The sequence below is a fragment of the Gillisia limnaea DSM 15749 genome (assembly GCF_000243235.1).
In the GTDB taxonomy this organism is placed as follows: domain Bacteria; phylum Bacteroidota; class Bacteroidia; order Flavobacteriales; family Flavobacteriaceae; genus Gillisia; species Gillisia limnaea.
Genome location: NZ_JH594606.1, coordinates 3,366,992 through 3,388,960 on the forward strand (window position 1 = coordinate 3,366,992; position 21,969 = coordinate 3,388,960).

The following is a 21,969-nucleotide window of genomic DNA, read 5'->3' on the forward strand; positions in this document are numbered from 1 at the left end:
ATGGATTATTAAGTAGCCAGCCCGGCAAGGATTAGAAATTCGCGCCAGGCAATTGAATAATTTCAAATATAAAGTATTATTAAGAATATTTGCTGTTTCGGTATTTTTGTAAAGGTTAGAAATCTGCGTCAACTCAGTTGTAACCTGAAATCAGGAGACTTAAAGAACTTTATAGGTATATCTGTTAGTGGATGTGATAGGAGGGAGGTTGTTACTGATGAGAAATCCGCGTGGCGTTGTCACGGATTAGAAATCCGCGCCAACTCAGTTAGAAATCGGCGCCAAAATAATTAGAAATCTGCGTCAACTCAGTCCCCCTTCATATAGGTTTATATTTCAATGGTATTTTATTTGATGTAGTTGGGAAATAATTATCCGGAGCCTAATTTTCCTCTTCTAAGTTGAGACATCTGAAAGCCTTTCTAAATAAAATAAATTTATTTCGATTTTTGCATCTGCCTTTACAATTCCTTTTATATCTTGAAGCTACCTATTTCACTTTAGCTTGGAAAATCAAATTAAGAATAAGGTAAGTCCCGTAAAGTCAACTGGGCTAAGCACCTTCGGCGGTGTTTTTACTCCCTCCATTCTCACCATACTAGGGGTAATTATGTACCTCCGGTTCGGCTGGGTTGTGGGAAATGTTGGATTATTGGGAAGTCTTATTATTGTCACCCTGGCTACCTCCATCACTTTCCTCACCTCTCTTTCCCTGGCAGCCATTGCTACAGATCAACAGGTAAAGATAGGAGGAGCTTATTATATGATAAGCCGCTCCCTGGGAATAGAAAGCGGGGGTGCTGTTGGTATTTCACTTTACCTGGCCCAGGCCTTGTCTGTTTCCATGTACACAGTTGGTTTTGCTGAAAGTATTGTACAGGTATTTCCGCAATTAAATGAAAAATTAATAGCAGTGGCTGCAATTCTATTTGTTGCCGGCGTAGCTCTTATTTCGGCCAAAGCAGCGAGCAGGGTGCAATATTTCATTCTTGCCGCTATTGTGATTTCTCTTATTTCATTAATTTTTGGTAGCCCTATAGAATCTACGGAAATAGAATTGTGGGGTGCGTCTTCAGAAAATTCTGTTCCTTTTTGGGTAGTTTTTGCAGTTTTTTTCCCCGCAGTAACAGGTATAGATGTAGGGGTTAACATGTCCGGAGATTTAAAAGATGCAAGTAAATCAATACCTAGAGGAACTTTTATGGCGGTGGGTGCAGGATATATTATTTATATGGTGCTGCCGGTTATCCTGGCCACACGTGCCGACTCGCTTAGCCTAATTGAAGATCCAATGATCATGCGAAGGATCGCTTTTTGGGGTGATGCCATTTTAATAGGGGTTTGGGGTGCTACTTTATCCAGCGCCCTTGGCAGTACCATGGCTGCCCCGCGGGTTTTGCAGGCTCTGGCCCGTGATGGGGTGTTACCCAGGTCCATGGCACGGCTTGGCAAGGGCAGCGGGAAAGAAAATCTTCCCCGAATGGGGACTCTTTTTACACTTATTTTTACAGTTACTGCAGTATTGTTAGGAGATCTTAATATGATTGCTCCGGTGCTCACTATGTTCTTTCTAACTGCTTACGGAGTGCTTAATATCTCTGCAGGAGTTGAAAATATATTAAAATCACCGTCCTTTCGTCCACGGTTCAAGGTCCATTGGTTCTTTTCCTTATTAGGTGCAGCCGGTTGTATAGGGGCTATGATACTCATAAATCCGTGGGCCACTTTAATTGCTGCTATTTTTGTATCGGCTATTTTCTTCTGGCTTAAACATCGCAACCTTCAGAAAACCTGGGGTGGGGTAGAACGCGGCATTCTGCTAAGCCTTATAAGATCAAGTCTTATGCGCCTAGGGGAAGTGGCCGACCCAAAGAACTGGCGACCACATTTCCTGGTTTTATCGGGTGCTCCTTTAAGCCGTTGGCATCTTATCGCAATGGCCAACAGTTTTGGACAGGGTAAAGCTTTAATGACAGTAGCCACAGTGCTTACAAAGCAGAACATAAACAAGAAAAGGTTAAAAGACCTTGAGCGGCATACCAAAGAATTTCTGGGGAAAAAGTCTATTTACAGCCTGGTCCATATAGTACCGGCAGCCAATCCCTTTATAGGGGCTAAAACATTGATAGATCATTACGGCCTGGGAAGCCTCAAGCCTAATACCATCATCCTGGGAGATACCCGGGAGGAAAGTCATTTACCCGATTATTGTGATATGATTTCCTATTTTTTCAGGTCTCAGCGAAACGTGATGATCCTGGATATGGAAGAGAATTACAACGCTAATCCCAAAGAAAACATTGACCTGTGGTGGGGAGGGTTAAAATTAAACGGAGCCCTTATGATCGTGATGGCGCATTTGCTGAAACGAAGCCTCGAATGGAGAGATGCAAATCTTACGATTAAAATGGTAGTACCAAATGAATCTGCCGCCATAGACGCTGAACGTAATCTGGCCGATATGGTCGATAAAATGCGATCTACTGCCAGGTATGAATTGATTATAGCAGGCAATAGAAAATTTCCAGAAATTCTTGCTGAATCCAGCCGTGAAGCCGATCTGGTTTTTCTTGGTTTGAAAGAGCCAGATGATGAATATGTAGATTACTATCGCAACCTTCAGGCAAATACTTCCAGCCTCAAAAATAAAGTGTTCATATTATCAGGCGAAAATGTTTCCTTTGATGAAGTGCTTTTCTAAAATCTTTCTTTCTGATATTCTCATAATCGTATTAAAAAAGGAGAAAGTTCCAGTTGCCTGTTCGTTCGTGATTGGAGCAGGCGTGGTCACGGATTAGAAATGGCCGTAGTGTTGTCACGGATTAGAAATCCGCGCCAACTCAGTGCTAGAAATGCGTGTTAGCCTAACATTAAAATTGAAAAAGTGAAATTGTGAATAACCTTTTGCCGGATTTTTCCCCAGGCCTGTTTTAAATTATATTTTTGGCACTCTAAAAAAAATAAGATGAGTGCAACTTGGTATGAATGTAAGGTGAAATACAGAAAAACACACGAGACTGGAGAACAAAAAGTGTCCACAGATACCTACTTGTTAGATGCGGTATCTTTCACAGAAGCAGAAGCCAGAATTACCGAAGAGATGACTGCTTATACAAGCGAGGATTTTAAGATCATGAACATCAAAGTCGCTAACTTCTCAGAAGTTCATCCATTTGAAAATTCAGACAGGTGGTTTAAGTCAAAGGTTTCCCTGGTAGCGCTTGATGAGGAGAGCGGGAAGGAAAGAAAAACCAATATATATATGCTGGTGCAAGCCAATGATGTAAAAGAGGCTTTTGAGAATACTACTGAAGCTATGCAAAATACCATGGGCGATTACACGATTCCTTCTATCACAGAATCGCCTATTTTAGATGTATTCCCATATTTTTCAGGTGAAGAAGATGAGTTAGAAAAATTTGAGGCTATAGAGAGCGCAGTAACAACGGAACAGGAAAATTAGGATAAACCAGGCTGTTGTGATTTAATCATTTCAGTTATTTCTATTTTTTAACTGTTAACCGGTTTTCAAACATCTCCTGAAAGGGAGGTGTTTTTTATTTTAAGGAGAACTTTAAGCAGCAGGTCTAATTGATATATAAAGATGAAGTAGTGATTGGCCATATCCCTGTGTTTATAGCGACAAGGTAGTTTTTACCTGATCTTTCAAAATGGCACCATTCGAACCGTAATATCCAGTCACGCAGCGATAGAAGACTTTGCGCAGCGGGGGACTTCAATCCGTTTCCTGGTCCTTTTGAGATTTGAATGAGGCGAAAATCTCATCGGTAAAGGCCTCAATCTGGGATAAATGTAGTTGCATAAATAAATAGAAGTTCTAAACCTGAAAAATAAACGAAGTGGACCAGGAGTAGGTAAATGTAATTCCTACTTTTCCCGGTAAGGGCGGCTCGAACAAACAAGGGCCTGTGACGCACTTATTGCTATAAAAGTTGACAAAACAAACAAAAAATATGAATCTTCTTACATAGAGAATGATGTTAAAACACTGAAAATCATTTTGTTTGAAAAAGAATAAGTAAATTTAGTAAAATGTAGTAGCATCCTTTATACCTTGAAATAATTAATTAAATGGAAGTGTTATAAAGCCAGGAAACTAATTATAAAAAAGTAAATTTTGATGTTGGAATTTCTTTTATACTCCTGTTTATAAGTCGGCGATTCAAACCCGCAGTTATTTTAAAAGTAAAACAGTAATACTAAATAGTTATATCATGCCAATTTACATGGACCGTCACGATGTTTCAAAAGAAGTAACTGCAGAAATTGTTGCAGACCTGCATCAAAAGGATTTGAAAATACAGCATAAGTTTAACTGTAAAGGTTTGACCTATTGGTTTGATGAAAAAAGAAAAACTGCTTTTTGTTTGGTAGAGGCTCCCAATAAGGCGGCGATTAAGGAAATGCATGATTATGCTCATGGAGAGGTTCCTAATAGGATAATAGAAGTAGATCACGCTGTGGTAGAGTCATTTTTAGGGCGAATTGAAGACCCTGAAAAATCTCAAAAAACGAAATTAAATATTATAAATGACCCGGCCTTTCGTACTATAATGGTAGTGGGAGTCAAACCTTTTTCTTTAAAGGAAAACCTGGACAAAAGCTTAAATACAATTGTTGATGGTGTGAACAGAGCCATTGTGAGTACCATAGAATTATATAAAGGACGGCTTGTTAAGCAAAACCCCGATCACTTTTTAATTTCATTTGACTCGGTCACCAATGCAGTAGTATGCGCCCTGAAAATTCGGACTGAATTTGAAGAAAACTTCGGTAGAAAATACAGTTCTCACATAGAACTAAATATTGGTTTAAATGCCGGTGTACCTGTGGAAGAAAAGGAAGGCATTTTTGAAAATACCATAAAAGCAGCTCATTCTTATTTTGACCTTGTAAAAGGTATTGTAGTTATTTCTTCTGAAGTGAAAGACCTGTATGAAAGTGAAAATTTAAATACTCCTTTAGCCCAGGATTCTGTTGTCGCACTCAATCCAGCTGAAGAGCATTTTTTAAAAGAACTTTTAGATTTTACAGAGAGTGAATGGAGCAACACTTCTTTGAGTATCGATGATTTTTGCAGATATCTCGGGTATAGCAAATCCAGACTGTATAGAAAAATAGTAACCGTGACAGGCAAATCTGCCAACTCTTTCTTAAAAGTTTACAGGCTCAACAGGTCATTGAACCTTCTGAATAAAAAAGATATGAATATCTCTGAAATTGCCTTTGAAACCGGATTTAACAGTCCTGCCTATTTTTCAAAATGTTTTCACCAAACCTTCGGAATTCTTCCTTCGCAATACATAAAATAGTTTTTTTCTGACTTTAAGACGTTTCAGTTTATTTTTTACAATCAATAACATTCTGCGGTTGAATGAGGATAATTGATACCCCTGAACTAAACGTCGCATTTATTGAACTAAAAGTAGCCCTGAAAAATGTTTTCGCTGCATAACTTTGGGAAGTAAAAGAAAGCAATTCAATTATCACTAATAATTAAAATAGGAAAAAATGAGAGTAGCAAAAGAAAACATCGAAGTAAAAATGGAAATACCTGGTGCAGTTATTCGTCAAAGAACAGACTTTGGGGATGCATCAGGGCTAGGGAAAATTAGCGGTGAGTTTTTTAGCCTGGCAGCAGGAGTAGATACTACACCACTTTTCATTGGTCTTGAAGGAAATCTATGCCAGTGCCCCCACTGGGGATACGTTTTGAGTGGCCAAATTACCACCACTGATTCCCATGGGACTCAGGAAACCGTTAATGAAAGCGATCTGTTTTTCTGGCCGGCCGGGCATAATGTAAAGGTCAATAAGGATGCTGAAATTATTATGTTCAGTCCGCAACATGAACATAGTCTGGTGATCAATCATATGATTGAGAAAACAAAGAACTAAGATTCACATATTAACAGGCTCTTATTAGATTTTAGCCATTTAAAATTGCTGGCAATATCTAAATACACATTTCCGCAAAAATTTAAAAAATAGCATTATGGCTCAAATAGCAACTTTACCGGTAAAGGATCTGGATTCTTCCAAAATTGAAGGATTCGCGGCGCAACTAAGAGGAAAAATCGTAATGGCCTCTGATGATAACTATAACGAGACAAGAAAAGTCTTTAACGGTATGATAGACAAGAGTCCTGGGAATGTTTGCTATTTGTACTGATGTAGCCGACGTTATTGCCTCTGTTAATTTTGCAAGGGAAAATGATCTCGCAATTGCAATTCGGGGCGGCGGGCATAATGGGGGAGGATTGGGCTTATGCGATGGTGGCCTCGTAGTTGATTTGTCGGGAATAAAATTTGTTCGGGTAGACACCTCAAATAATACTGTTAGAGTGGGGGGCGGAAATCTTTGGGGTGAAGTGGATCATGCTACTCATGCCTTCGGGCTCGCCATTCCTGCAGGGATAATTTCCACAACCGGAGTTGGAGGCTTAACCCTGGGGGGAGGTGTGGGGTACCTCTCAAGGAAATATGGACTAACCATTGATAACCTGCTTGAAGCAGACATGGTTCTGGCAGATGGTACTTGTGTAACTGTAAGTAAAGATCAACATCAAGATCTCTTTTGGGCCATACGCGGTGGTGGCGGAAATTTTGGAATTATTACTTCTTTTAAATTTCAGGCACATTCGTTAAAAACAGTTTTTGGAGGTCCTACCTTATGGCCAATAGAGAAAACGGAGGAAATCATGGAGTGGTTCGATGGATTTATTCATACCGCTCCCGATGATCTTAATGGTTTTATTGCCACTCTTGTTATTCCCGGCCCACCTTTTCCTGAAGAACTTCATAATAAACAATTCTGCGGAATTGTTTGGTGTTACACAGGGGATAGTGAAAAGGCAAAGGAAATTTTTAAACCTATTTTAGATAAAAACCCGGTGTTCGAGCATGTTGGGGAAATGCCCTATCCCGCCATCCAGACATTATTTGATGGCCTATTTCCACCGGGATTACAATGGTACTGGCGTGCCGATTTCTTTAATGAGTTGGGGCCTGAAATAAGAGAACAACATTTAAAATTTGGCTCAAAAATTCCAACTCCCCTTTCGCAAATGCATCTTTATCCTATAAGTGGGGCAGCTGGCAGAGTGGGAAAAGAAGAAACTCCCTGGGCATACCGGGATGCTAAATATGCAGGGGTAATTGTGGGTGTAGATAAGGACCCTGCAAATAACGAAAGAATAACTCAATGGTGCAAGGAGTATTGGGAAGGACTACATCCTTATTCCGCAGGAGGGGCCTATTCAAATTTTTTAATGGATGAGGGGCAGGAACGTGTAAAAGCAAGTTATAAGCATAACTACAAGCGTTTGGCACAGATAAAAAAACGATACGATCCCGAAAATTTCTTCAGAGTAAATCAAAACATAAAACCCGGGGATTAATTTTAATTGAGGGTATTTTTGACGAAGTCAAACTTCAGGTAGATGGCAAGTAATTTAAATTGCACAGGAGTTTACAAGTTTGGCAAACGGCATTTTTTATTTTTTCTCTCTTACTATCATATTTATAAAACCGCGCCACATCCTTTCAATAACAATTTACAAATTAGGTAACTGTGTAGATAATCAATACGCCTATCAAAATTGATAGCGGAGATATAAGCTGAAAATAGATCGGTTTTAATATTTCTGCTGCCCCAAGGGAAAATTGATGGTGTAACCTTCTTGGTATAATCATAAGAAGTATTGAGGAGATTAAGATGAACCAACCAACAAGTTGAAATGTCAGTGGAAACTTAGAGGTTTCAGCATAAACGATAAAGGCAATTCCGGGAATCATTCGAATAGATAATTCAGCATAATTAATGAATGTTGTGCTTCCCGCTTTTCGTAACATGGACCTTGCTATTTGCGGTCGAAAAGCCATAATTAATCCGGCGGCAATGAAAAAGATACCAAAGCTTATAATGACAAATTTGGCTATAGTTTCAGGCATTCTACTTTTCAGTTAATTAATTCGTTTACCTACACGGCTGCTCCCGGTTTGCAGGTAAGGGTTTTGTATATGAAACGTAGTGCAGGAAATAAGCACTTTCGTTTCGGATAAACATAAGTCGAATTTAAAAATTTGGCGACTTCCCAAAAATGCACGAACCATTGGGGTTTACAATGTCTCGCACTATGTTTAATAAATTTATTGGCCTTATGCGAGAGCCTACGATTCGTTATTAATAATGAGCTGCTTTAATTCATTGCTCTCCAAAGCTTTTTCTAAATCAGCTTTAACATACGAAAACCTATTAAAAAACCTCCTGCCATTCAAAGGAGTTAGCTTTACTGTAGCGTCTTCGGATATTTCTACAATTTTCACTTTCATTCCGTCCATAGATTTATAGTTCGCAATGGCTCCTCGTTTAATAATAAAGTTTGTCTTTGGGAAGTATAGATGGTTAAAAGGGATATTAAAATCCTTATTAATGGATAGGATATCCCCAGGCTTCAAATTTTCACGTTTGTCTTGACTAAAAGAAATATTTGACATTAATAAAAGTATTAGTAAAATGAATACGTTTTTCATGTTGCTTGAATTTAAAGGTTAAACAATGTTTAAATCAATTCGGGAATCCCTCTTAAATGTTTATTATGTAAATATAAGGTGCTTTAATTACGAATAAACAATATTTATACGGCTGTTTTTTATAAAAACAAAATAAAGAAAATACATAGAATGATAGTGAAGCTCACGTTAAAATTTCTGATTTATCCATCAAAATTTTACCCCACTGTCTTGATTTACGGAAGTAGGGTGGAGGATGGACGTGAACTTGTCGGCTTGATTGTTTGTTACTTGATGTCTAAAATATCACTTTTCACTGTAATACCTGCTATCTGCGATTAACAGAAGTTATCTACAGGCTATTTCTCAAATAAAGTATTAAGTTCTATTTCATTAGCTGCGTGGATATTCCTTCGCAGCTGTAATAATTCTTCGAGTTTATCCAGGTCTTATTCTCGATACAATTTTCCCCTCCGCTTGGCTTTAGGAAAAATCGAACTGACGCAGGGCAGGCTATCATTGACGAGTATTGAGTGTTGAGCTTTATAACGGAGGGAGGTTGTTACGGATTGCAAATCCGCGCTGACCTCTATGTGCTTTTTTACGCAATAGAATCCCCGTCAGGAGTGAATTTGATGCTGCGGGGGCAGATTCGAATTTGTATCGAGAACCGAACTGATTTGTTTATTTGCCAATACAGAAATACTTAAGCCTTGCTATTGCTAAGGAAAATAGCGAGGTACAAAAAAGGTACAAGAAAATAACACAAAAAATAGCAATAATAATCTCTTCATTTTTTTTTAATATTTATTCACTGGTGAATTCATTATAATATTGATTTTTTGAAATTCTTCGTCAAATCAACCATTTCCTTTTAATTCGGATTAAACTATATTATTGAACTAATTATACACTATGAGGTAAAAAAGAATAAAATTCAATCCCAATATTAGGGGTAAAGCATTGCTTTTATCCCGGGAAATTGGAATGATAAAAGTATATATTTGTTGATCATATAATCGGTGGTTAAACATTAGAACTTATCATTTATAGTATCTTAAATTGAACTTGCATAAAGGGCTAATTTTATCACATCACGCAAGGCTAATTAAGATACGACATACTAGGCTAATTCATCAAGTAAGTTTTGAAGGCAACATTGAATCATTTGCTGTTTTTATTTCGAATTTAGTTAAAGAGAGTCTAAAAGGGACTCCAATTGCAAAATTAAAAACGTAATAATTGAAAAGAAACGTTTGTCAACACCGCAAAATTTTAATCAATAACCTGTAGCCATATTTTAGGAAGTGTATGGTCAGTTGATTCTTTGTTTATCAGTCTTAATACAGGCTACAAAGCCATCTTAATGGCATTATATCCAATTGAGCTAGTAAACCCTAATTTCTACCCCATTTTTATTTCCTTTTATTCTTTCAACTATTTTTCCGGATTTGATATAAATGAATTTCCAGAAGCTTGAAGTAGTTTATTGTTTTTGTTTGTATTGATATAATATTCAATTTTATATTACACAATATATTATTTAGTCTCTTTTTCTTTCAATGATTTAAAAACACTTCTCTTTAACTCTTCTAAGCTTTTTCTCTCCTCATCGATTAATTTTTCTATTTCTTTAAAAACAAAGTTCAGTCTGTCTTCATTATTCACTTTTTTTTCTTTTGAATTATCATTTAAATCCACTACTCCTGATAAAAAATCAATTTTAGCAATCGAATTTAGATGTTCTATCAGTTCTTTCTCTACATCTGTCAAAAAATCTTTATGGTTATTTAGCCATTCGTTATTTTTAAGCAATAAGTCTCTATGCAAATTTGCTTCAAAAGCATGATAAAATATTTTTTCGGAATTATTCTTTACTTTTTGTACAAAATGTAACCAGTGGCTATCATCTGAAATTGAATGATACTCCAACCATCTAGGCATTAAGGATGTCCTATCTTTTCCTTTTTTTAGTACAGCTAAGATTTGAAGAAATTCTTGAGCATTATCTAGTGGTTTTTGAAAAGGAAGGCTGTCTTTTTTTTTCCATAATTTAAGTATTAAGTTACAACACTCTTTTTGCAATTTAATTTTATCATCTTCGGATTTACATGCTTCAATTGAGCCCATTAGTTCTGCTAAATAATGAGCCATCCATCTAGCCAATGTGTTTACTGTATAATCAAGTTCCAGTTCAGATATTATTTTTTTACCTAATTTTAATATCTCCTCCTCTGATTGTTCTAATTCTCCCATCTGGTTTAATTAAATATAGTTTAGTAGTTTCCCAAGGTGTTTTGTTATCATCATAATTATAGCTTCTTTCCTTTAACTGCCTAGTAATATGACACTCAAGGATTAAGTTCTTTTTAGTGTTTCCTAATAGTTCTAAAACAAAGTCAATATCTACTTTCAATATTGCCCCCCCACTTTCAAGTAAATCAGAACTTCTATTCCTATGGTCATTAATTTCGTTCCAATTTAGATAAGAAGAAATTAAGTTCCCATTATAATATCCCTTTTTATTGTTTTCGCTAAAACTTATTGGAAATATTTTTTTGACTTTTTCACCAATCCTGATGATATTCTTGCCCGTGTCTTTGGATAAATAATCGTGTGAATCAAGACCTTCCCTTTCAGTATTTTCGGTATATAACCAACTCTCAAAAGCAAAACCGTAATTATCTATTTCAAATTCCTCATTACTTTTCTCCATTGGGAAAGCGTAGTCGTGATGATTCTTTGCAGATTGTAGGGCTCTCATTAATGCTTCAGAACCTTTTTCAGAAACTAAAGCAGAACGAATACTCACTGATTCAGTATTTTCTCCAATATATCTCTGATATCCTGCATAAGGAATTAAACAATTTGCTTCATTATTAATAACCTCTAGATCTAATTTTTCATCATCAATATTATCTCGCCATTTTTCATCAAACTTTTCATTTTCTATTTTCCAAAATTTACCTTCCAAAGGTGTAGAATCCCTTAGATCAGAAAGCCAAAACTTATTCCAAGTGTTTGAATTGGATTCTAGCCAGTATTCCCAAGAATCCCAAGAATCATTATATTCACTTTCCAATTGAGGCTCTTTTAAAAGTAAATCGTGAGCAGAACAAAACATTGCATTATATTCAAAGTAGGTGTCCAACGTTTCAACGGTAGGATTTGACCCATGTCTCTTGTCTTTTAATGTCCACTCATACTGAGATGTATAATCATCTTCTGACGTATCTCCTAAATAACCCCAATTTTCAACAATATATTTATCTGATAAATCCGCAACATCATATTCAGATAGATTAAATACTCTAGCCAAACGGCTGTACCAATATGGTAAAACATCCAAAGTATCAAAATGAAACCTCCAGTTATCATGAATTTGCGATTGATACTTTCTCTGTTTCCTCGATAATCGCTTTTCTATAACCTTTTTCAATTTTGACTTTAGACAATCTTTAATGAATTTAATATCCTTTTGATCATAAATATCTTTTTCATAAGATATAAGATTTAAACATGTATTTTTTATATAATACTTAATTAGCACATGAGGTAAATCATTGTTTTTTAATTCGTGCAAAAATGAATCTTTAAATACCCCTAATTTTTCAGGAGATTCTGAACTTATCCGTTCAATTGCAATCCATAAATATAACTTTGCAGAAATCCAATAAAATATGTAGTTTCTATTCTGAAAAGGTAAACAGTTCACAGTATTTTGCTTATTCAATAAAAATTCTAAAATTTCTGTCTCACCGTACATAAAGAGTCTCCTTATAGAATGTATTGCTCTCCATCTTAAATTTTTATCAGGCTGTCCGAGAGAAAATCTTAAAAAGTGCATTAGAACCTCTTTTGAATTAGGAGGAGGAGCTAGTTCTTTATTCCATAAGCCATCTCCAAAGCTTGAATCTATATTTGAATTCCATCTAGACAATATCCATTCAATAATACTTTCATTTTCTTCTTTTGATAAACGATCTTTAATTAAATGAAAGGCACTATAGATTGATTCATCTGAAAGCACTTCTATTTTTTCAGGAATAATATTTACAATTGTATCACTTAGTTCAGATTTGTCGATATTGAACATTTCAGCAAATTTATTAATATTCCAAATGCTTAGACTATTATCATTGTCGAAGTATTCGAACCAATTGAGTAATACATATTTAAATTTTTCTCTCTTCCATCTTTTTACCGAGAAATGCATGGTCCAATCTTCCAATCTTTCTTTTAAAGCTTCTTCAAAAGAATTAAAACTTATAAGTTCAGAGTTAATATCAACTAATGCGTTAAGATGACTTATATAATCGCTGGAAGTACATCTGTTTTTTACATCTAAAAGAAAATTATCTATAGCCCAACTATTATAATATGTTTTACTATTATTGAGAATTTTACCAATAGCATCCTCCAATTGCTTAGTAGATGAAAAGTTTAAATTTTCTATATCAATATTATGGATATAATTTTCTCTTGAAAAATCATTTTTATAATTTGACTCTTTGTTAGCTGGGGATAAATTAGATCTAAAATCTAAATATTCTTTTATTTCTAAAATAACATCTTGCTCTATAAATGCACCAGGTTTAATCTCATCATAGAGAACTTGAATTAATGCCATATTTTGAGACAGCAGACAATCCCTAAATAAAGTTTTTACAAATAATGTCTTATTATTGATATTTCTAGCTTCATTGAAGCGAAATAACATAAACTTGTAAAATTCAACCAAATCTTCAAAAGAATTATGATACGAACTCATGGGAAGTAAAGCACTAGCATCTAGATGGTTTATATAGCCTTTTTCAAGAGATATCTTTAACAATGTAATGGTATAAGTAGTGAGGCTAATAACGCCTCTTTCTTGCCATCTGCACATTACTGAATAAATTGAGCTTAAATCCAGATTAGCTATACCCTTCAAGGCTGAAGTGTAAGGAAAATTGTCGTTACCTTGCAGCCGTATATGGCAATGCTCTATGAATCTAGAAAACTCATAAGCCAATTTGGGATTTGATTTAGTAATTCCTTCTTCCGTAAAACCAGATAGACAATCTATCTTGGTATATGCTTCTAGGTCAATTTCGCTAACAGCTTTTACAGCTTCTTCAAAAAAATATTGTCCAGTTTCTTTATCTATTTTTCTAGCTAGTAATGTGCATTTAATATATTTTTCAACAATATCATTTGACGATAAGGTGCTATCCTTTATTAAATTATCTAGTTCTTCAAACAATTGCAAGTTTATCTCAACAAAAGCTCTTAAATGTATAGTTCTTTCAATTATGGAGAATCTTATAGATAATTTATTAGCCTTTTTATCAAAAGCTGAAATTAAAGGTTGAACTAAATCTTTCTCTTCTAAAAGAGAAATTATTATAGCTAATAAATCACATAAATATCCTAATCTCTCAGTAGCCCAATGTCCATTTTCATAACTAAAACTATAATCATTGTCAAGCTGAATGCATATTTCTTTAAATGATTTTGAGCTTTCATGATTTCGCTCCTGATTGTATAAAATATTAGCTCTTAATTGAAATATCGGGGTTACATGTTTAAATAAGCTAGTAAATTCTCGTTTATCACTTTCAAGTGAGTTTTTCTTTTTATAATCTTTTACATCATCAATGTTTTTAAATTTTTCTGGGTAAACATCTGTTAATTGCAAAGCTTTGTTATCAAATGAAGCTTTTAATGTTTCTATTTTAAATGATAGCTCTAAATCTTGCCCATCATTATCTCTATAATAGAGACTATGGAAATAAGGAATTCTGTCGGGAAAAGAATAATTTATATAAGATAAAATCTGTAAAATTTTTGCAGTATCAATCTTGTGATAGGCTAAAATTTCAGAAAATTCAACAATAAGTAGATTAAAATTTAAGTCTAGTTTTTTCTTTATTAATCGCAAAGCTCTTAAAAAGTCGTCTGCGGTTTTATCTAAATTAAAATCAATTTTTTTATTGAATTTAAAAAATTTACATATTAGGAAAACTCTGACGTCTATGCTAAAGTGTGTTTCATTTAACCACTTTGTTATATCATCTTCATTATTCTCAATTAATAAATTTTCGACCAAATAATCACCAGATGGCAATCGGACTCTTCTTGGGGTCCAACTATTTATTGCTCTTAAAGCTTCACTAACTCCAAACAATCTTAATACAGCTTCAGCTTGATATGCAATGTCAATGCTAGAAACTTTATAGTTATTTTTAAAATCTTCTTCCTTTTCTTTGGAATTAAACCTCCAGTTCAACCAATCCCTAGCAGTTTTTAAATGTTTTAAGACCTCGTCTTTATTAGATGAATTTCTTGATAAAAATCCTGCTAGTTTTAAATGGAAAGAACCTGCCCAAGATTTTTCATCAGAATTTAATTTTAAACGAGTTAAAGAAGCAGTATCGCCAAAATTGGTAACTAAATCTGGATAATCAATTAATAGACCTTTCAATGCCCTATCTGTTTTTGATTCCTCAGCAGCTATCAGTGTAAGTTTAAAAAAGGTTAAATTATCATCCTTTTCTCCACAGGCCTTCATGGCAAATTTGGTCCTATTAATATACACTTCGCGATTTCTTATGGGATCTTTAGGGTTATCTAAATATTGTCTTTCGAGTACAATTTCTTTTAGTTTAGGATATTGTTTCGCGATAAATAGAATATAACCCAAATTGATTGAAGCATATTCTTCATCGCTTGATTTAAATAAAAATATATCGGCAATATTTTTTAATTCTTTATCATTAGCACAATAATTTTCTCTAATGTAGTTTTCGAAATCTTCATCTCTAAATTCAAAATGCTTATTCTCATATATTAAACCATTCCATATTTCTGAAGAAATATCCACTAGAAAATTAACATTAACATCTAGTATGTTGGCTAAATATTCTATTGGAACTGGTCTTGGTAATGTAATTAAGAGTTGAAAGAATTTGTCTAATAGGAGTTTTTCTGATTTACCTAAATTTCGTTTTGCTATCTCTATTTTATCCAGTATCAGATCTTCAACCTTTTTACCGTTTGGTTTAAGAAAATTGATTATTTCTACAATCCCTTGTTTTTTTAAACTAATGGAATAAAATTGAGCTCTTGGTATTCCATTTGTATATTTATGGAAATCTTTTATTTCATTATCGGAAATTTTAGGATAATAAGAGGTAATGAATTGTTTCGTGTCATTTAAACTAAATGGTAGAATTTCAATATCTACAAAATTATCAGGTAAACTTAACGTTTCCTTTCTGTAGGTTCGTGTAGTTACAATTAAATTACATCCTCTAGGAATATTTATATTTAACAAATCAACTATAAAGCTTCTTTCCCCATTATTATGGGCAGCTGTTACACTATTATCTGCAGCATCAATTATTAATGTTAAAGTTGCTTTAGGATTTCTTTTTTGTAAAATTTCAATTCCATTTACAATCCTTTTTCTGAATTCTTTTAAATAGACTTCGCTAGCTTCATTTTTATTTATTAAAAAATCTGTGCCTAATCTTTTAGCTAATTCATTTGAGAGATGCAAAAGTGCATACTTATGTAAGTGCCTTTTATCTATAGGGTTTTGATAAGCTCCGGCTCCATAGCAGTCAAAAGTAACACACTCAGAATACTGGGGAAAATTTTTCTCTATCTGTTGCACTAATGTTGACTTACCTATTCCGGCGCCTCCATGTATACAGATAGGAAGAAAGTTAGTATTTGTTTCAATTTTTAGCAAAATATCTTTCAATTGCTCTCGAACAACAACGTCTTTCTTTTTTTCAAAATTTTGAGTTACAGGAAACAAGTTTTCCACTCCTCCCATATGAAAATCTAGACTAGCAATTATATCTGTAAAATTTATACATCTTTGATTTCTAAACTCAGGTAATGTTTTATTGTTTATTAATTGGAATAACTCATTGTATTGACCTCTTGATGTTATACTGGTGTCTGAAATCGCTTTTACCAAGTTTATTTTCAAATAGTATCTTGAATCGGTTCCACAATCTTCAAAATCCAATAATCTAAAAAAATCGGTAAACTCTTTAAGTTTTAATTTAGAAGCCTCAAAGAGTCTTGTCAAAGATTTAGAATTAGAAGGATTGTCTTCTAAAACTTTATTAAAACTAATTTCCCTCTTCTTTGTTTTTAGATATAGTTGAATATCTTTTATAGTTTGTAACTGATTTGCATTGAAGCTTCTATTGGTAACAAGTTTTAGTACCACCTTTTGTAAAACTAAATCTCTCCCATATTCATCCTTGAATGCTTTGAAAATAGTAGATAGCCTATGAATCAATGAACCATCAGCAGATTTATTTTTTTTGCCCTTATAAAGTTCTGAATAAGTATAAGGTTTATCCGATCTACGAGTACTATATTTTAATTGTGATATAACTACTTTATCAGCTTTAATAAATTCTTCCGAACCATAATATTCCGATAAGTCAATACCTAACAACTTTTCACCAGTTGGGTCTACATTTTTTGATACTGTATTCTCAACTCCTTCAATATAAATAGCTTTTAATCCATGTTCATCAAAGTTTAAAAGGTCAAAAGACTTTTTCATTGTCCAGAGAATATGGAAATCATCTCCAGCATTTGATAAATCAGCATCAGGTATTGTTTTTCTTTTTAGCATTTATGTTTTTAACTTGAATTCAGCGTAATAAAACAAAGTAAACAAAAGAAAAATGAGGAAAATCGAAAAAATGAAAATAATTTCAATATTTTGAAACAAAGATACTTTTTGCGATCAGGTGACGCTACAGCTCTATTTTTCTATTTAATTTTCCCTTTTTAAATCTGCTGTTTAATTGAATTAAAATTTAAGGTATTGTAGAGGTTTATCAAACTGCCTCACGCCAGTTCACTAAGTTTTTACTAAAGAAATATTAAACACATCACTAAAACTAAAACCAACAACACGAGGAAAATATTACTTACTTTATTAATATGTATAAGCTTATCCCTATCCTATGGGCAATACAAAACAGAAACAGACGAGTTTACAGGGGCTATAATAACCAAAAGCAAGAAAGGATTCATAGTATCTCTACTGTTGTTTAGGGGATTGCTATAGAGGTGAAAGCGGTAAGAAAAAAACGATATCCTATACATTGATGTGCAGCCTTCAGACAAAAGCCATATAAGCGTAGCTAAATGTGGTGATTTTATGATTAAAACAACTCTGATGACGTAGTTAATTGAAAATTCTACAAATATGCCTCTACCAAATCCAGGAACTATGCAGATAACCAAGCAAGAAGGGATTTGCGTAACTTTTTATTGCTATCGGATAAAGATTTTGAAACCCTACCTAAAAAACACCTCTTAATTTTAGAGGTGTTTTTTTAGTTGCATTATCGTTGACAGTTCTCAACTGTTAGAAAAATACTTAATCAATTAAATGCTAAATTTCACTAACAACTTTATAATCTGCATTCTCGATATCTAGAAAGTGTGCGCTTCCACATTTTATTTTAAGTTGTTCTTAAAGTTTTAATTGTCTGAGTAATATTTTTTCTTTCTGTCCTGCCATTCAAAGCCTTTTTTTTGTTAAAAAAGTGACACCAAATGGCGTGCTTTAGGTTAAAGGCAAGTGAATAAATAAATTTTTATTTCTTGAATTATTTTTTAACTTTAAGTTTCTTAAAGGAAAAGCTAACCATAGCCTCATCAATGAATAATTTGAGATTAGCTCTAATTTCTGAAACTTTCTTTTTGGATTGATGATTTTTTAACTTTGGATGGTACAGTATCCTTAGAAACTTGTAAAATCTAACTGTACGCTCTAATAATTCCTTTACTTCGTAATACTCTTTTGTTCCAACAGTCTTTTCCGGCGTAATTAGAATATCTCTATATCCTACATATAAACCATTATTCTTATAGTCATTGAATTTTTCAAGGTTTTTGACGTTATCATTAGCCTTTAAAATCACAGCTCCAATTTTTAATATTTTAAATCCCTTTGCGAACCAGTTTTTTGATTCGCTACTTTGCCATTTTTCGAAACTCTCGTAAAAAGCATGACCTATTTCAATAAGCTGCGCTATCTGATGCCTAATTTTATGATCGTTAAAGAATTTTTTAGCATCTTCTATTTCGTAAACTTTTAATCCTTCGCTATGAAGTTTTATTAATATTGCCTTAATTGTTTCTTCCAAACTTAAAACCATGAGGGAAGTCGCGGTACTAAAGGATTTATTTTTTGCTACAATCAAATGAGCATCTTGCCATAAATCCCTCGCATTATCATATACTTCACTATCTAGACCTTCAGATTGTTTCGGAGTAAGCGTGAAAAATGTTTTCATAAAAGGTAATAGTTGGCTAGGGATTTTTGGGTATCAAATTAATATCCTCTCCAATATCTTTCATGAACTTAGCTAATGGCCTTTTTAATAGATCATCATCGCTGACATAGTTTCCTAAAATAAATCGGTTTATTAATTCGTCTGTTATATTAATTGAACTTTCTTCGAAAAATTCTTTCAATTCTACTCTACGCTCTGTATTGTAAAATTTAGATTTGAGATGCATTTCAGCAACTACATCTTTAAACTGCTTGTATTGTTCATCGATGCGAAACTCTGTTTTATAATTAGCCAACTTTTTTTCTATTCTAGTATCCCCTGAAAACTTTTCTCTAATTTTTAGTTTGTACTCTATTTTTTCCTCATTCTTTTCCGGATCTATAAGAAATTTAACAAGGCTATATTTGTCTATTTTGAATTTTCCAATTTCGTTCAATCCATCTAAATATGGATGGATATGACTATCCAATTTAAATGGCTTATTAGATTTGCTCATATTGCAACTAGAGCAACATGGAATTAAATTAAAAATTGATAAGCTTAGGTATGGATAAACACTTTGAGGAAAATAATGATCTAAATGAAATAATAATTTATCTCCTTTTGCCTGAGAAGTTACTAATGTGAATTGTGTATTGCAACTTGTACAAGATCTACAGTTAAGAGTTTCTCCAAGCCAAAGTGCTTTTTGACTATTTCTAAAATTCTTATAATCAAAAATTGTTTTTAATTCTACTCCAAAATGAGTGAGTTTTTCTGTTGTGGAATCATAAATAGTGTCTTGATATCCTTTATTTTCGAAATCTTTTATAATCCGTTCGAGATTACTAGGCGTACCAGTTAAAATTTCCTTTAACTGGTTTTTAATTTCCCATAAGACAACAAGGTTAGTGCTGTGTGTAGGTGACCTTTCTTTATTTTTAATTTTTTTACAAACAGATTTATATTTACCAAAACTAGTATTAATCTTTTTGAAGTATTCTTCAACCTTTAAATTGTCAATTTTTACTCGAATCAATTCTTGCTATTTTTTATTTGTTTTTCCAATTGCTTAATTCTGTTTGTCAAAAATCCTACCTCATCTTGACCAAACTTCTCTCTATACAAATATTCTAATTGTTCTCTTATCATTGGTTCACCGACCATATCTATAGTTTGTTCAAGTCGTTCTCGATCTATATCTGAAATTGCTTTCTCAGCTTTAGGATCTAAAATTTTTAGGGCCCATTTCATTTTTTCCTCAGCAAATTTCCCCATTGTGTTATCCATAAAAAATGAATCATCCAATAGTGAGTATATATTTGCTCCAAAAGTTTTTTTATGCTTAAGGTAAGGCTCAGACTTACCTTCTTTTACTTTTAAAATATTTTGATGTGGAATATCTGAAAGAATAAAAGGTGAGTGGGTGAGAAATAGAATATTAATGTTATCAATGAATTCATATTTGGCCTTTTCAATAAAACTTAATAAATCGAAAATTATGTCTTTTTGAAAATTAGGATGATAATACAACTCGATCTCATCCAAAATTAAATTAATTGAATTATAGGTAACTACCCCCTTTTTTTTATTCTTATAATTATTTTTATGCACTGAATCTATATTTTTTAAATGATAGATAATAGAGTTTAGAAAGTAGATTTTTTGTTTTTCACCTGAACTCAGTTCATTAAAATAACTACCATCTTCAAATTGTATTCTACTAACAAAGAAAGGAGGAGGAATGTAATCTATAGTATCTGTAAACCAATCATTTCGTCGTAGCTCTTTAATAGAATCAATAATATCTGTAGGTTTGAATTCGGTTTTTGAATCACCTTCAGAAACATTAAAAATATCTTTTCTTAAAAAATTTAATGTCTGCCTAACCTTAATTGTTATATGGCTTCTATCCTGATGAAGTTCTTGAACATAAGACTTAGAATTTTTCTGTACTATTTTAAAATTATCCGGACTTTCCTTTTTACGAATTTTCCTATTATAATTAGAGAAAATCGAATATCGTGTAGGAATTGTAATTATTTTTTGGATAAGGTAGATCTCTGCAAGTTCCATTATCCCACCTTTTATTATTGGATAATCCTCAGTACTGAACATCAAAGCATAAAGTGGTTTAATAATATTTTCCCGAAATTTTTGAATGTAATTGCTGGTAAATCTTACTTCACCTGATTCCAAAAACTTATAGTTTTTATTATCCCCCAAAAATAGTTGAATTTTACTAATTGATGTTTTTGGATTAATATCATCATAGTCATTTATACTTAATATATTCGCTAGTAATCTAGATCTAGTTAGATAGGTTTCTTTATTAACATCTATTAAACCTTTCTCCCGATAGGGATTGATTACAACTGGCATTTGATAACCATCATTCTTATGAAAAAAAGCCTTTATCCATATTCCAATCTCATTAGTATTAAAACCATATAAAGAATAATTTACTAACATGGAATAAAAGAATGGTTCAAGATCATCTCGAGTGTTTACCTTCTTCTTATTTCCTTTAAAGTAATAGTTATTACCTATGAATTCACTCTTTATCTTGAATAAATTGCCATTCCGTAATTCTAAAATATGAATGGTCTCATCGAGCAGATAAATTAACTCAACCTTAAGACCTTCTGAAATTTTCTTAGAATCTCTTTCATAATTTTTTTTCTCCTCAATTTCTAAACTTTCTAAACTGTCCAAATTAAGAAATTGATTTTGGTCAATAAAGTTGAGTTTGTCAGAAATTAAGAATAAGCTATATAGAAAAAGTTCAGACAATGCACTTTTACCACTTCCATTTTTGCCGACAATCGCAGATATATTAACCTTTATTGGATTTGAAATATCTTCTAAATTTTCAGTAGACATTCTATCGACATGAAAAAAGTTATCAGGATATGTACTGATGTTTTCAATTTCAACAATGTTATTCTCTAAGTCATCGAGCCTGAATTTGTAATCATTATAAAATTGGTAGATTTCCTTTGAAACAAGATTTTTTAAGAATCTTCTTTCACACCCTTCTAAAGGTCTAATCGCTATTAATTTAAAATCACTCATCTTTTACCATATTTAACTACTTCTTCTGCAACCAAAACAATTGCAACTTATACTT

General features: G+C 33.2%; 13 protein-coding genes. 6 read left to right on the top strand and 7 right to left on the bottom strand.

Features of this window, described 5'->3' with window-relative positions:
• The first annotated feature begins 505 nt into the window (after window positions 1-505).
• The 6 genes from GILLI_RS16765 to GILLI_RS16785 all read left to right on the top strand — a co-directional run bounded on the left by GILLI_RS16765 (window position 506) and on the right by GILLI_RS16785 (window position 7,421).
• Window positions 506-2,701: an amino acid permease gene (locus GILLI_RS16765; RefSeq protein ID WP_006990313.1), complete on the top strand. Its 2,196-nt coding sequence runs from the start codon at window positions 506-508 to the stop codon at window positions 2,699-2,701.
• 264 nt (window positions 2,702-2,965) lie between these two features.
• A complete protein-coding gene (locus tag GILLI_RS16770) occupies window positions 2,966-3,463 on the top strand; it encodes a DUF4494 domain-containing protein (RefSeq protein ID WP_006990314.1) in 498 nt (165 codons plus the stop codon).
• 772 nt (window positions 3,464-4,235) lie between these two features.
• A complete protein-coding gene (locus GILLI_RS16775; RefSeq protein ID WP_006990315.1) occupies window positions 4,236-5,333 on the top strand; it encodes a nickel-binding protein in 1,098 nt (365 codons plus the stop codon).
• Between the two features lie 199 nt (window positions 5,334-5,532).
• Complete coding sequence (locus GILLI_RS16780) at window positions 5,533-5,919, top strand: cupin domain-containing protein (RefSeq protein ID WP_006990316.1); 387 nt, start codon at window positions 5,533-5,535, stop codon at window positions 5,917-5,919.
• 97 nt (window positions 5,920-6,016) lie between these two features.
• Window positions 6,017-6,193, top strand: a complete 177-nt coding sequence (locus tag GILLI_RS19150) for a hypothetical protein (RefSeq protein ID WP_342633070.1) — start codon at window positions 6,017-6,019, stop codon at window positions 6,191-6,193.
• Window positions 6,174-7,421: an FAD-binding oxidoreductase gene (locus GILLI_RS16785; protein ID WP_342633071.1), complete on the top strand. Its 1,248-nt coding sequence runs from the start codon at window positions 6,174-6,176 to the stop codon at window positions 7,419-7,421. Before GILLI_RS19150 ends, GILLI_RS16785 begins: the two co-directional genes overlap by 20 nt.
• Window positions 7,422-7,584: 163 nt before the next feature.
• On the opposite strand, the gene GILLI_RS16790 is transcribed toward GILLI_RS16785, so the two are convergent.
• The 7 genes from GILLI_RS16790 to GILLI_RS16820 form a co-directional block, all read right to left on the bottom strand.
• Window positions 7,585-7,974: a hypothetical protein gene (locus tag GILLI_RS16790; protein WP_006990318.1), complete on the bottom strand. Its 390-nt coding sequence runs from the start codon at window positions 7,972-7,974 to the stop codon at window positions 7,585-7,587.
• Between the two features lie 219 nt (window positions 7,975-8,193).
• A complete protein-coding gene (locus GILLI_RS16795) occupies window positions 8,194-8,556 on the bottom strand; it encodes a hypothetical protein (protein ID WP_006990319.1) in 363 nt (120 codons plus the stop codon).
• Between the two features lie 1,518 nt (window positions 8,557-10,074).
• Window positions 10,075-10,791: a hypothetical protein gene (locus GILLI_RS16800; protein WP_006990321.1), complete on the bottom strand. Its 717-nt coding sequence runs from the start codon at window positions 10,789-10,791 to the stop codon at window positions 10,075-10,077.
• Window positions 10,745-17,182, bottom strand: a complete 6,438-nt coding sequence (locus GILLI_RS16805; RefSeq protein WP_006990322.1) for an ATP-binding protein — start codon at window positions 17,180-17,182, stop codon at window positions 10,745-10,747. The genes GILLI_RS16800 and GILLI_RS16805 overlap by 47 nt, the downstream gene beginning before the upstream one ends.
• 988 nt (window positions 17,183-18,170) lie before the next feature.
• Window positions 18,171-18,860 (bottom strand): AbiV family abortive infection protein, encoded by a 690-nt coding sequence (locus GILLI_RS16810; RefSeq protein ID WP_006990323.1) that lies wholly within the window; start codon window positions 18,858-18,860, stop codon window positions 18,171-18,173.
• Between the two features lie 16 nt (window positions 18,861-18,876).
• Window positions 18,877-19,878, bottom strand: a complete 1,002-nt coding sequence (locus tag GILLI_RS16815; RefSeq protein ID WP_006990324.1) for a hypothetical protein — start codon at window positions 19,876-19,878, stop codon at window positions 18,877-18,879.
• The gene (locus tag GILLI_RS16820) at window positions 19,875-21,914 is read right to left on the bottom strand and encodes a hypothetical protein (RefSeq protein ID WP_006990325.1); all 2,040 of its coding nucleotides are present in this window, start codon (window positions 21,912-21,914) and stop codon (window positions 19,875-19,877) included. Before GILLI_RS16820 ends, GILLI_RS16815 begins: the two co-directional genes overlap by 4 nt.
• Window positions 21,915-21,969: the final 55 nt, after the last annotated feature.